The sequence below is a fragment of the Streptococcus pneumoniae genome (assembly GCA_040719455.1).
Taxonomy (GTDB): Bacteria; Bacillota; Bacilli; order Lactobacillales; family Streptococcaceae; genus Streptococcus; species Streptococcus pneumoniae_G.
Genome location: JBFDTN010000001.1, coordinates 1,709,933 through 1,721,953, shown reverse-complemented (window position 1 = coordinate 1,721,953; position 12,021 = coordinate 1,709,933). Strand labels below are relative to the sequence as shown.

The window sequence follows — 12,021 nt, the reverse complement described above, 5'->3', positions numbered from 1 at the left end:
CGGTTGGAAAATATTTTCCAACCTTATCACTATTTTATCCAATTTTTACACATTAAAGCGGAATTCCATAATATCACCGTCTTGAACGATGTATTCTTTTCCTTCCTCACGCAGGCGTCCTGCTTCTTTGACTGCCTTTTCACTACCATATGCTACCAAATCATCATAGGACATCGTGACTGCACGAATAAATCCTTTTTCAAAATCAGAGTGGATAATACCAGCCGCTTGAGGGGCTTTCATTCCGCGCTTAAAGGTCCAAGCACGAACTTCTTTCTCACCTGCAGTGAAATAAGTACCAAGCCCTAGCAAATGGTAGGCTGCTCGTGTCAGCTCATCAACACCAGATTCTGTCAAGCCCATGGCTTCAAGAAACTCTGCCTTGTCCTCTTCATCTAATTCAGAGATTTCTTCTTCAGCACGCGCTGAAATCACGACTACTTCTGCTTTTTCTGTCGCCGCAAACTCACGGATTTGTTTGACATAGTCAATATTATCAGGATCTGCAACCTCGTCTTCGCTGACATTTGCTACGTAAAGAACTGGTTTTGTTGTCAATAAGAACAAACCTTTTACAACTTTTTGCTCTTCTTCGGTAAATTCAATCGTACGGGCAGAGATTCCATCTTCAAGGACTGGTTTGATTTTTTGTAAGACATTAAATTCAGATAAGGAATCCTTGTCTTTTTGAGTGCGAGCCATTTTCTCCACACGCGCATAGCGTTTATTGATACTCTCAAGATCTGCTAGGATTAGCTCAAGGTTAATCGTTTCAATATCGGCCATAGGATCCACAAAGTCAGACTCCCGTCCTTGCTCCCGCATAACATTTTCATCATCAAAGGCACGGACAACATGGACAATAGCGTCCACTTCACGAATATTTGCCAAGAATTTATTTCCAAGACCTTCTCCTTTAGAAGCTCCTTTTACAATCCCAGCAATATCTGTAAATTCAAAGGTCGTAGGAACTTTCTTTTGAGGTTTGATAAGCTCGGTCAATTTGTCCAAACGATCATCTGGAACCTCTACACGTCCGACGTTAGGATCAATGGTCGCAAAGGGATAGTTTGCTGCTTCTGCTCCTGCTTTTGTAATTGCATTAAATAGGGTTGATTTTCCAACATTGGGCAACCCAACGATACCTGCTGTTAAAGCCATTTCTTTTTCTCCAATCAAAAAATTCAATCAAACCTATTATAGCATAAAATAAAGCAAAAAAGCCTATCAAACGATAGACTTTTTTAGGACTCAATGAAGGAAGTCATGAGGCCATATATTCAGAACCTCTAACAACACATAAATCACAAGAATCATAAATAAGGTAGCTATAACATTTGCCACAATAATCCAATACATCCTAATCAGCTCCTTCACATCCATCTTCTTTTTATCAAAGACTCTCTCCACCCGCACTTCTGGAGTTTTTGCAAGATTAGAACAGCATTTATTCGGTTGCCAAATAATTTTTCTACATCTCCATCATGCCGAAAAAAATCGTAAAACTAATTTTTCCATTTGTTGTATTTAGGACAAATTCATCTTTCAACAACTAGCAAATCTAATTGATTTTTCCCTATTTGGACTATCCTTTTTATTTTCAATTATTCAGAATCATTAGTAACTAGATGACTAACTTTCTAACAAAATCATTTTTCTGAAAGCTTGAGCTTTTTCAACCAAAATATGCTATACTTATCCTAGAAATTAAAGGAGTTTTTTTATGAAAAAATCAATCACAACAACGCTCAAGCTTATTTTTTCTTTGTTATCTATATTTTTATTGGTCGCATGCGCAAATAGTGCTACAAAGAAAGAAACAGGCAACTCTCCAAAAACTGACCAAGCAGTAATGGAAGAAGCTAGCTACTTCCAAAAAATTGACAAGACGGCAAAAGCTGACTCTCATTTGATCTATTACCATAAAGGAGATGAAGTAACCCGGCAAACAGCAGAAAACACTGTGTATTACAGCACTTTTGGAACAACTGATCAAAATGCGATTAAAGAACAATTAGAACCAATAGCAGCTCTTTATGCAAACAAAAAAGGAATTACCCATGCTGTGGACTACCAAAACGATAAATTAGTAGAGACATTAGAAATTGACTACACCAATGCCGATTTCGCAGAATTAGAAAATATCCCTGGCATGAGCTTTGATAAAGCAGCAAAAGATGTCAAGAAAATTAGCTTTCAATCTAGTAAAGCTCTACTTTCTCAAGGTGGCTTCAAAGAAGTCACAGATGGCAAGTTTGAATCATTAGACAAATAAAAACTAGGAGAGAGGGACCTCTTTCCTAGTTTTTATAGTGTCTTCTTCAGTTTTCGTTCAAAATCATGACGAGTCATCATCACAAGATGGTCACAATTCGTGCAACGAATCTTAATATCTGCACCCAAACGCTTCACTTCCCAACAATTAGCCTTTTTGCCTGTCGCTTTGATCGTACAGGCATGAGGCTTTTTCATTTCCACTAAAGTTCCAACTTCATACATTAGTTTGTTCTCACTGGGGTAATCAATTGGATAAAGTTGTCACTATCATCTCCGGGAACCAGAGTAAAGGGACGTACGGCAGAAATAAAGCTAATAGTCACTTCTTCGCTATCAATTGCTTTTAAGGATTCAATCAGATAAGTCGGATTAAAACTGATAGATAGATCCTCACCAGATGAGCGAACAGTATCGATCTCTTCATCCACTCGTCCGACTTCTGGAGAGTGAACATGGGCACGAACCACACCATTTTCAATTTCCAATTTAACAGTTCCATTTTGAGTAGCATTAGACAACAAGCGCGCACGTTCCATAGATTGACGGAGTTTGTTGGTTGTAAACGTTACGACGTTAGTAAATTCAGTTGGAATCAAGCGATCAGTATCTGGATAATTTCCTTCCAACAGACGTGTATAGAAGCTAATATTTTCGCTTCTAAAGAGCAATTGATTGTTGGCAAAGAAAATCTCGACTGTTTCAATATCGTCCGTAAAAACAGCTGAAAATTCGCGCAGAGAGCGACTAGGGATCACAACGTCAAAATTATCTCCTGTTTTCTCCAATGTTATTTTCTTTTGACTCATCCGATGAGAATCTGTCGCTACGGATTTCAATTCTTTATTCTCTGTTAATACAAAGTGAACCCCTGTCAAAATTGGACGACTTTCTTGCGTACTTGCCGCAAAGGCAGTTTCATTGATGACTTGCTTAAGAGCTTTTGTCTCAAGCACCAAAGGATTGCTGGCTGTAACTTCTTGAATTCGAGGATATTGATCTGCATCTTTTCCTTTTAGGGTAATTTCTGATTTACCACTTACAAGAACAACTTGCTTTTGTTCGATTTCTTTAAAATCTAAAGTTACATCTGGCAGACTAGAAACAATATTGATGAAAAAGCTAGCTTCTAAAAGAATAGAACCTAGAGAATTGATGAGAAGACCTGCATTTTCATTTTTAACAGAAATAAAGTTTTCAATGGAAATTTGTCCATTTGAGCCAATTAGGGTAATTCCTTCATTGCTAACATCAATTTTTATAGTTGATAAAACAGGAATAGCATTTTTATGACTAATTGCTCGTTTAGTGATTGATAAAGCTTGTAAAAATAAATTTTTATTGATTGAAAAATGAATCATGGATTCTCCTTTATTTTATCTAGTATAATTAGGTTAATAGTAATAGTAGTGCATGTGGAACTTGTGGAAAAGTTCTCTTAGACTGATAATATCAAGGATTTATGCGTGTTTAAAAATTGTGGACAAGTAAAGATCAATTTCAAAAGTTATCCACAGCTACTTGATTTTATTTTTGATACTTTCAATTTCGAGGCGCAGATTATCATCTGTATCCAATCGTTTTTTGACCTTGTCATAGGCATGCATGACAGTGGTATGGTCTTTTCCGCCAAATTCTCGTCCAATTTTGGGAAGGCTATTGTCTGTCATCTCACGCGCTAGATACATGGCTACTTGGCGAGCTTGGACAATATTTTGAATCCGTCTGCTGCCTTTCATTTCCTTGACACTAACACCATAGAAATTCCCAACTTCTGTTTGAATCTTCTCGATTGGAATGATGAGAATCTGGCTAGCATCTTGCTTTCTTGCTCTGATAGCTTCAGCTGCGACATCAATCGTGATTTCCTTTAGCTGATGGACTTTGGCGATTAAGCTAATGTCATTTAAAGCACCTTCCAAGTCGCGAACATTGGAGTCAAATTGACCAGCTAAGTATTCTAAGGTATCATTTGGGAAAATATAGGGCATTTTTTCAGTTTTATTGAGCAAAATAGCCACACGTGTTTCAAAATCCGGTGGGGTGATATTTTGTGTTAAACCCCATTTAAAGCGAGTGACCAAGCGTTCTTCCAGATTATCCAGATGATCAGGACTTCGGTCGCTGGTTAACACAATTTGCTTATTGTCTCCATGAAGACTATTAAAGGTATTGAAAAATTCTTCCTGCGTGGACACTTTTTTTCCACCGAGGGATTGAATATCATCGATTAAAAGGAGGTCAAGATTCCGATAGGTCTGCTTGAATTTATCCATCTCTCCTAGACGTAAATGATCCAAAAAGTCATTGATAAAGGTTTCAGCTGGAATATACTTGACACGGGCATCAGGGATATTTTCAAGGATTTGATTGCCAATGGCGTTGAGCAGATGCGTTTTTCCAAGCCCCGGTCCTCCATAGAGAAAGAGAGGATTGTATGTAGTTGCAAGATTTTCAGATACAGCCAATGCTGCAGCTTTAGCCCAGATATTTCCATCTCCTTGGACAAAGTTGTCAAAGGTATATTTTTCCTTGAGCCCTGTCTTGATTGGTGGGAGTTTTTCGGCTTGATAGGAAGCAGCTAGACTTGCCACTTCAATAGCAGTCAGTTCTTTATCTTCGGAAAATTCCTCATCACTAAAGACGTAATGAGCCGTGATTTCTTGATTAAAGATTTCAAAACCGGATGTAATGATGACATCTGCTAGATTTTGCGTCCAAAAGAGCTCTTTTACAGGACTATCCAGAAAAATAGATGCTTGTCCAGCTGTAATATTGAGCAACTTTGCGCCAGCCTCAGCCACAAAAAAGCTATAAGTGGCAGGATTTATTTTCTCTTTGGCAAGTAGTAATACTCGTTGCCAAAATTCTTCTTCTTTTGTCATACAAACCTCCTTTGCTACTTGTGAGTTTTCTTATTGTACCATAAAAAAGTCTAGTTTTCCACAGGTTCATTCTACCATAAATCAAAATACTTTTCCACAACTTGTGGAAACAAATCCACATTGTGTAGAAGAGTTTTCCACAAGTTGTGGAAAAGAAAGGATTTCCTGTTATAGCTTGGTTCTTATCGTGCAAAAGTCTGTGGATGATAAATAAAAAATAACAGCCTCATTTGAGACTGTTGATAATTCTTTGGTATTCATCTGGATTGTCAAAGGAGATTGAAATGGTTCCGCTTTGTTGTTTATGATTGCGAATGTTGATCTTGATATCAAGTCCTAATTTTTTTCTCAGGGCATCTTCTTCTTCTTTTAGAAAGATTGATTTTGATCGTTTTTGTTTTTCTCCTTTTGTTCCTTGGATAGCTTTTTCTAGCCATCTCACGGAAACGTCTTGTTCTAAAATAATCTGAAACCAGCGTTCTTGTTCTCCTTTTGATAGAGGGATGAGAATGCGCGCGTGTGCTTGTGAAATCTTTCCATCTTCTACCGCTTTTTTGATGTCCTCAGGCAGTACCAGTAAACGCAGGATATTGGTGATATAGGGACGAGATTTTCCCATACTCGCTGCTATTTCTTGATGTGTCAATCCCTTGTCAATTAAATGTTGATAGGACTTTGCTTCTTCAATAGGATTGAGATTTTCGCGTTGTAAATTTTCGATGATTGCTTGCTTCATCATTTCATCATCGCTCAATTCCTTGACAATAGCTGCAATCTTTGTCAATCCAGCTAATTTTGCAGCTCGAAATCGCCGTTCTCCAGCCAGCAATTCATATCCAATGATGGATGATTTCCGCACAATAATTGGCTGAATTAAGCCGTTCTCAGCAATGGATTGAGCCAGTTCTTTTAATTTTTCTGAATCAAACTCTTTACGAGGTTGATAGGGATTGACTTGAATATCATCCAAAGGAATTTGTTGATAGTGTTCCATACTCCTACTAGCATAACACACCTTTACGATTCTGTAAAGGTGTGTTGACGTATTTGTAAAGTTTTAAGATAAATCTTGTGTTGACTTGGTCAATTTAATGGAGACAGTCTTTTCTTTTCCATCTCGGTAAAGGGTAATCGTAATGTCATCTCCTATACTGTGTTTGTAAAGTGCTGACTGTAAATCTGTAATAGAAGAGACTTCTTGGTCGTCAATTTTTGTAATGACATCGTATTTTTCTAGTTTTCCTTCTGCTGGCATACCTGCTTGGGTAGAACGAACGATAACTCCATTTCTTATTTTGTCAGGCAAGTTGAGACGAGCGAGGTCAGAGCTAGTAATATTACTCATATCAATCATTTGAATACCGAGTGCAGGACGGATCACACTACCATTTTCTTCTAGTTGTTTGATGATGTTTTGTACGTCATTTGCTGGAATAGCAAAACCAAGTCCTTCGACAGAATTTTGTCCATCAGTTGCAATTTTACTTGAGTTGATACCGATGACTTGTCCTTCTATATTGATGAGCGGACCTCCAGAATTTCCTGGGTTGATAGCTGTGTCGGTTTGGATGGCTTGTGTTGAAATTGCTTGACCATTTTCTGCTCTTAAGGATACAGTCCGATTTAAGCTAGAGACAATTCCTTGGGTAACGGTATTTGCATAGTCAGATCCAAGAGGGCTACCGATAGCGATAGCTGTTTCACCAACGGTTAAATGATCAGAATTTCCAAATTCAGCGATAGTATTGACATCTTTTGAGCTGATGCGAACGACAGAAATATCTGAATAGACATCTGTACCAACAATTTCTCCAGCGACTTTTTTACCATCGGCTAGGCGAATATCGACTTTAGAAGCTCCATTGATAACGTGTGTATTCGTGACTAGATAGGCATATTTTCCTTCTTTTTTGTAGATCACTCCAGATCCTTCACTAGCAACTTGTTCGCTAGAATCATTGTTATCATTACCAAAAAGAAATCCTTGATTACCTGTCTCAGCATAGGTGATGACGGATACCACTGCATTTTTGACCTTATCGACTGCTTCAGATGTTGAGGTCTTATTTTTGTAGTTAGTGGTCACTGTTTTAATACCATTTTTGGTCGTGGTCGTTGTTTGTTTAGGGAGATTGTTCATGAGATAAGTCCCACTGACCCCTCCGATAAATCCTACGAGCAAGACTGTAAATAGTTGCATGATTTTTTTGAAGAAATTTGAAGAATGTTTCATATTTTGTCCTCCTGTTTTCAATTAGTGAAAGTATAGTAAATCTAACTTAATTATAACTTAAATTCTCTAACTTTTCCACAAACTGTGGATAACTTTCAAAAACTGTGAGTTCTTTTCTATTTTAAGGGAATTTTTGTATTATTTTTTGTCTTATCCACATGTGCATAAGATGTGAAATAGGTGTGAATATGGTACAATAGAAATATGAAAATTAAACTTGTAACTGTGGGAAAATTAAAAGAAAAATATCTCAAAGATGGAATTTCTGAGTATGCCAAACGTATGGGACGATTCGCCAAGTGGGAAATGGTTGAATTGACAGATGAAAAAACACCAGATAAGGCTAGTCCAGCAGAAAATCAGCAAATTCTCCAAAAAGAAGGAGAGCGTATTTTAGGAAAAATCCAAGATCGTGAATTTGTTATTGCTTTGGCTATTGAGGGCAAGAATTACTCTTCTGAAGAATTTAGTAGCCTTTTAGCAGATACTTCACTTCGCGGTTTTTCAGATATCACCTTTGTGATTGGAGGAAGTCTAGGTTTGGATGATCGCGTGAAAAAACGAGCACAATTGCTACTTAGCTTTGGAAAAATGACGCTCCCTCATCAACTCATGCGGCTGGTCCTGGTTGAGCAAATCTATCGTGCTTTTATGATTCAGCAAGGCGGTCCTTACCATAAGTGATTGACGAGAACAGCTTTTTTTGGTAGAATAGAGAAGTATTGGTCTCATAGCTCAGCTGGATAGAGCATTCGCCTTCTAAGCGAACGGTCGCAGGTTCGAATCCTGCTGGGATCATTAGAGGAAAAGAGGTTGGGATAAACGTACCCAACCTTTTTATTTTAATAGTTTGATGCAGTCTTGTCGAGCTTGTAAATATTTATTTATCAATATTTATAAGCTATATCAATCGTGATCGTGAGGTAGTAGCAGTAAAATAATCTAATGGATTATTGTAGTTTGAACTTATAAACAAAGGAGTGAGGGTAATCGATTTCTGTGATATGAAGTCACGATTGAGTTTCGCTCTCTTTCTTTATTTTTTCCCTCAAATGACACTTCAGGGGCAAAAAAATACTTTTGAGAGAATCTTCGCACAATTTAGATAATGAGGTGTAGAATAGTGTTTGTAAGGCAGCTTACAAAGAAATTTTACAAAAATTTAAGGAGATTATTTATGAAAAACATGGAGATGGCATTTAAAGGATTGGAACAATTTGCGGAAATCAAGCCAGAAGAATTGAAACAAACAATTGGTGGGGATAGTAGAAGAAAGATTCCTGGCACACCAGTATTTTTTGGTAAAAAATAAATAGGGAGAAATTAGAATGGATATATTTTTGTCCTGGTTGCTTATTTTTAGTGATACTTTAGTATTAGGAATAATTTACAAAAGAATCTGTAAAGAGAAGAAACTCAATCTTCCCTTTACTTTTCTATGTTTTGACTTCCTTTTCATGAAGAATGTTGTAAGTGTTTTTGGAACACTTGTTTGGTATACATTTTATTTTATAGAACCTATATTTATTTATGTTTATTTGCGTAAGTATGAGAAGGATACTCGTTTAATAGCTGCTTTTTTAACCATGATGGTCTATCAAGCAGCTTTGACTTCACAAACTTTTTTTTCAGTTATTATATCATCCGTTATTGGCGATGATTTTGTAGATAAGTATTATTATTTTTATTTTATAGCAATTGATTTGCTATCTTTGGTAGCTGTTTTAAAAGCGATTGATTATTTTGATATTAATATTTATAAGTTTTTAGAACCCTATTTTAGAGAGTATTTAAAAAAAATAACATTTCTTTTAATTGGGGTTCACGTTTTTCTAAATATTTCTCATTGGATTAGTAATTTTACAAGTTTGAATAGTTTCTCAAGTATGATAGCGACAATTTGTTTTTTAGCATTTGGTGCAACTTTTCTCTACTTAAATTCTATTCGTGAACAATTTGAAAAAGAAGTAGAATTGGAGCAAAAAAAGAAAGAACAGCTCCAATTACAGCAATATACGGATGAAATTGTTGACTTATATAATGAAATCAAGGGCTTCCGTCATGATTATGGTGGCATGTTAGTTAGTTTTCAGTCGGCTATCAAAAGTCAAGATATGTCAGAAGTAGAGCGTATTTATCAAGATGTTTTGGTAAAAGCTAATGAGAAGCTCAGTTCTGATAAATATACGTCTTTTGATTTGAATAATGTCGGAGATTCTGCTTTGAAAAGTATGCTTACACAGACCTTATTTAAGGCGCGTGAACATCAGATTAATCTGACATTTGAGATTAAAGATTATGTTGGCGCCTTGCCGATCCAGCTCCTTGATTTGGTCCGTATGACTAGCATTTTACTAAATAATGCAGTGGAAGGCGCAGCAGAGAGTCTTGCTAAGACCTTGAATGTATCCCTAGTGGATTTAGAAGGAGAAGTGATTTTAGTCATTCAAAATTCTCGAAAAGATAGAAAGTTGAAACTAGGCTCTGTCTATCAACGTAATTTTTCAACCAAAGGAGAAGGTCGTGGGACTGGATTAACAACTGTTAAGGAAATGATTGACCAATACGAAGGATTGGTTTTAGATACAGAAATTACAAAAGAACATTTTACACAAGTATTGAGAATTAGAAAGGTTTACCAATTATGAAAGTTTTAGTATTAGAAGACGAATTGACACATCAAGTGCGTATGGAGAGTACGTTAGCTGAGATTGCAAAAGAGATGGGATTTGCTATTAAAGTGACGACTACTGGGAAAATCAATGAATTTAAGGATTATGTGGAACATGAAGAAGTCAATCAACTCTATTTCCTGGATATTGATATCAAAGGAGAAGAGACAAAAGGGTTAGATATTGCTCGCTTTATACGCAAGCACAATCCTTATGCCATCATTGTTTTTGTGACTACAAAGTCAGAATTTGCAACTTTAACCTTTAAATACAAGGTATCAGCTCTTGATTTTATTGATAAGAATTTGAGCAATGATACCTTTAAAGAGCGCATTAAAAGTGCGATTGAATATACTAAATCAACCTTACTTGAAAACCATGATATGGTTGATTATTTTGAATATAGCTACCGTGGAGGGGAAGTGAGAATTCCTTATCAGGATATTCTTTACATTGAGACAACTGGAGCTTCTCATAAATTGCGAATTGTCGGTAAAAATTTCTTTAAGGAATTTTATGGGACGATTTCAGATATTCAAGAAAAAGATGAAAAAACACGTCGTTTCTTCTTGAGCCATAAGTCTTATCTAGCCAATATTGGAAATATTCAAGGATACGATAAGAAGACGAAAGAAATTATTTTTTATGAAAATCATCGCTGTCCAGTCACTCGCATGAAAGTTGGAAAATTGAAGACTTTATTGGAAGAAAAATAAAAGCCGAATTGTCAAGTTAAGTGCAACAGTGTCTATCTGATACAAAGTTTAGTGGGCATTAGGCTGCTTGGGCTAGCCCAAGCAGGGTTTTGGCAGACTGATAGCCTAATAATCTTCTTGGTCTCTGGTTGATGGCTGAGGTAGCCGTAGCTAAGCTCTCAGCTGTGATGAATTTGAGCGATTTACCTTTTGGGATAAACTCCCTAAGCAAGCCGTTAAAGTTCTCATTGGTGCCTCGTTCGTGTGAGGAATAGGCATGAGCATAGTACACCTGAACCCCTTCTAATTGACTCAGAGTCGCAAACTCCGCCCCGTTATCCGCTGTGATGGATTTGATGGGGTAATCCTTAAGGAGTTGAGACACGGCTTCGTTCACAAACTCCGCCTTCTTCCCAGCCAGATAGACGGTGATCGCGTAGCGTGTCTTGCGTTCAACCAGGGTCAGGATAGATGGCTCTCCAGCTGTTTTCAATCCAAGGACAGAGTCAATCTCCCAATGTCCAAACTCAGAACGATTATTGATTTCTTCTGGGCGTTCCTCAATGGAAGTCCCCAAATGCTTCTTAGTTGATGTACGCTTCTTGACCTTTGGTTTTAGTCGCACGGCACGAGGTAAGTCAATAGGCTTAACTGCCAGTAATCCTTGATGAATATAGGTGTACATGGTTTTAGTGCTGGGAACTAGCTCATCAGGATTGTCCTGCTTATAGGCATGAATAAAGGTATCGACACTATGAATTCTTGGCTTAGCCAACATGGCCTCCGTAAAGGCGGTTAGGAAAGACTCTGAGACCTTTTCAAGTTTCAGACAGTAAACAACCTCCCGCCTCTTTTCAGCCAGATTTTGGGCTGTCTCATCGAAATAGTCCTGAAAATAAACGAGTTTACCATTGACTTTCTTGACTTGCTGGACAGAGCCACGCTTAATCTCGCGTGAGATGCTGGAACGGTGAACACCTATTCTACGAGCAATCTCAGCCATGGAATGACCATCAGACAACCAAGCCTGAATTTTCCCTCTCTGACCAGCTGTCAGATGCGTATAAGAACGTTTTGTGGTACAATCAGTAGTGGACATGTTTATCTATCTTTCTATACTTTGTTTAGCAACTTTAGTATATCAGATAAACATGTCTTTTTCTGTTGCACTTCATTTTACAACGGGGGAAGAAAAATAAAAGAAAATTTTTTTCAAAAAACTATTGACAAAGTTTTTCAAACTGGTATAATAGTATATGTTC

General features: G+C 37.2%; 12 protein-coding genes and 1 tRNA gene. 6 read left to right on the top strand and 7 right to left on the bottom strand.

The annotated features are described in order from the left end of the window. Positions 1-45: 45 nt before the first annotated feature. The gene (gene ychF / locus AB1I63_08270; GenBank protein ID MEW4354865.1) at positions 46-1,161 is read right to left on the bottom strand and encodes a redox-regulated ATPase YchF; all 1,116 of its coding nucleotides are present in this window, start codon (positions 1,159-1,161) and stop codon (positions 46-48) included. A gap of 562 nt (positions 1,162-1,723) precedes the next feature. On the opposite strand from ychF, the gene AB1I63_08265 reads away from it, so the two are divergent. Beyond that, a complete protein-coding gene (locus AB1I63_08265) occupies positions 1,724-2,275 on the top strand; it encodes a DUF1307 domain-containing protein (protein ID MEW4354864.1) in 552 nt (183 codons plus the stop codon). 32 nt (positions 2,276-2,307) lie between these two features. On the opposite strand, the gene AB1I63_08260 is transcribed toward AB1I63_08265, so the two are convergent. The 5 genes from AB1I63_08260 to AB1I63_08240 all read right to left on the bottom strand — a co-directional run bounded on the left by AB1I63_08260 (position 2,308) and on the right by AB1I63_08240 (position 7,392). Then, entirely contained in the window at positions 2,308-2,499 is a 192-nt protein-coding gene (locus tag AB1I63_08260) for a DUF951 domain-containing protein (protein ID MEW4354863.1), read from the bottom strand. Further along, on the bottom strand, positions 2,499-3,635 hold the full coding sequence (dnaN, locus tag AB1I63_08255; protein ID MEW4354862.1) for a DNA polymerase III subunit beta: 1,137 nt from the start codon (positions 3,633-3,635) through the stop codon (positions 2,499-2,501). Before dnaN ends, AB1I63_08260 begins: the two co-directional genes overlap by 1 nt. 156 nt (positions 3,636-3,791) lie before the next feature. After that, positions 3,792-5,159, bottom strand: coding sequence for a chromosomal replication initiator protein DnaA (gene dnaA / locus AB1I63_08250; GenBank protein MEW4354861.1), 1,368 nt, complete (start codon positions 5,157-5,159; stop codon positions 3,792-3,794). A 226-nt stretch (positions 5,160-5,385) separates the two neighbouring features. Next, positions 5,386-6,153 (bottom strand): ParB/RepB/Spo0J family partition protein, encoded by a 768-nt coding sequence (locus AB1I63_08245; GenBank protein MEW4354860.1) that lies wholly within the window; start codon positions 6,151-6,153, stop codon positions 5,386-5,388. 63 nt (positions 6,154-6,216) lie between these two features. Then, positions 6,217-7,392, bottom strand: a complete 1,176-nt coding sequence (locus tag AB1I63_08240) for a S1C family serine protease (GenBank protein MEW4354859.1) — start codon at positions 7,390-7,392, stop codon at positions 6,217-6,219. A gap of 204 nt (positions 7,393-7,596) precedes the next feature. Here AB1I63_08240 and rlmH point away from each other — a divergent pair, with 204 nt between their 5' ends. The 5 genes from rlmH (at position 7,597) to comE (ending at position 10,780) form a co-directional block, all read left to right on the top strand. Further along, a complete protein-coding gene (rlmH, locus tag AB1I63_08235; GenBank protein ID MEW4354858.1) occupies positions 7,597-8,076 on the top strand; it encodes a 23S rRNA (pseudouridine(1915)-N(3))-methyltransferase RlmH in 480 nt (159 codons plus the stop codon). 40 nt (positions 8,077-8,116) lie between these two features. After that, a tRNA-Arg gene (locus tag AB1I63_08230) sits at positions 8,117-8,190 on the top strand. 379 nt (positions 8,191-8,569) lie between these two features. Further along, positions 8,570-8,704, top strand: coding sequence for a hypothetical protein (locus AB1I63_08225; protein MEW4354857.1), 135 nt, complete (start codon positions 8,570-8,572; stop codon positions 8,702-8,704). Between the two features lie 16 nt (positions 8,705-8,720). Continuing rightward, the gene (locus AB1I63_08220) at positions 8,721-10,040 is read left to right on the top strand and encodes a GHKL domain-containing protein (protein MEW4354856.1); all 1,320 of its coding nucleotides are present in this window, start codon (positions 8,721-8,723) and stop codon (positions 10,038-10,040) included. Further along, positions 10,037-10,780, top strand: a complete 744-nt coding sequence (comE, locus tag AB1I63_08215) for a competence system response regulator transcription factor ComE (GenBank protein ID MEW4354855.1) — start codon at positions 10,037-10,039, stop codon at positions 10,778-10,780. The genes AB1I63_08220 and comE overlap by 4 nt, the downstream gene beginning before the upstream one ends. 58 nt (positions 10,781-10,838) lie before the next feature. Here the strand turns inward: comE and AB1I63_08210 are convergent, their stop codons facing one another. Then, complete coding sequence (locus AB1I63_08210) at positions 10,839-11,858, bottom strand: IS30 family transposase (GenBank protein ID MEW4354854.1); 1,020 nt, start codon at positions 11,856-11,858, stop codon at positions 10,839-10,841. Positions 11,859-12,021 lie beyond the last annotated feature (163 nt).

Coding starts and splice junctions, on each gene's coding strand:
- dnaA (MEW4354861.1), bottom strand. CDS start 5,159: ATGACAAAAGAAGAAGAATTTTGGCAACGAGTATTACTACTTGCCAAA.
- AB1I63_08260 (MEW4354863.1), bottom strand. CDS start 2,499: ATGTATGAAGTTGGAACTTTAGTGGAAATGAAAAAGCCTCATGCCTGT.
- AB1I63_08210 (MEW4354854.1), bottom strand. CDS start 11,858: ATGTCCACTACTGATTGTACCACAAAACGTTCTTATACGCATCTGACA.
- rlmH (MEW4354858.1), top strand. CDS start 7,597: ATGAAAATTAAACTTGTAACTGTGGGAAAATTAAAAGAAAAATATCTC.
- dnaN (MEW4354862.1), bottom strand. CDS start 3,635: ATGATTCATTTTTCAATCAATAAAAATTTATTTTTACAAGCTTTATCA.
- AB1I63_08245 (MEW4354860.1), bottom strand. CDS start 6,153: ATGGAACACTATCAACAAATTCCTTTGGATGATATTCAAGTCAATCCC.
- comE (MEW4354855.1), top strand. CDS start 10,037: ATGAAAGTTTTAGTATTAGAAGACGAATTGACACATCAAGTGCGTATG.
- AB1I63_08225 (MEW4354857.1), top strand. CDS start 8,570: ATGAAAAACATGGAGATGGCATTTAAAGGATTGGAACAATTTGCGGAA.
- AB1I63_08220 (MEW4354856.1), top strand. CDS start 8,721: ATGGATATATTTTTGTCCTGGTTGCTTATTTTTAGTGATACTTTAGTA.
- ychF (MEW4354865.1), bottom strand. CDS start 1,161: ATGGCTTTAACAGCAGGTATCGTTGGGTTGCCCAATGTTGGAAAATCA.
- AB1I63_08240 (MEW4354859.1), bottom strand. CDS start 7,392: ATGAAACATTCTTCAAATTTCTTCAAAAAAATCATGCAACTATTTACA.
- AB1I63_08265 (MEW4354864.1), top strand. CDS start 1,724: ATGAAAAAATCAATCACAACAACGCTCAAGCTTATTTTTTCTTTGTTA.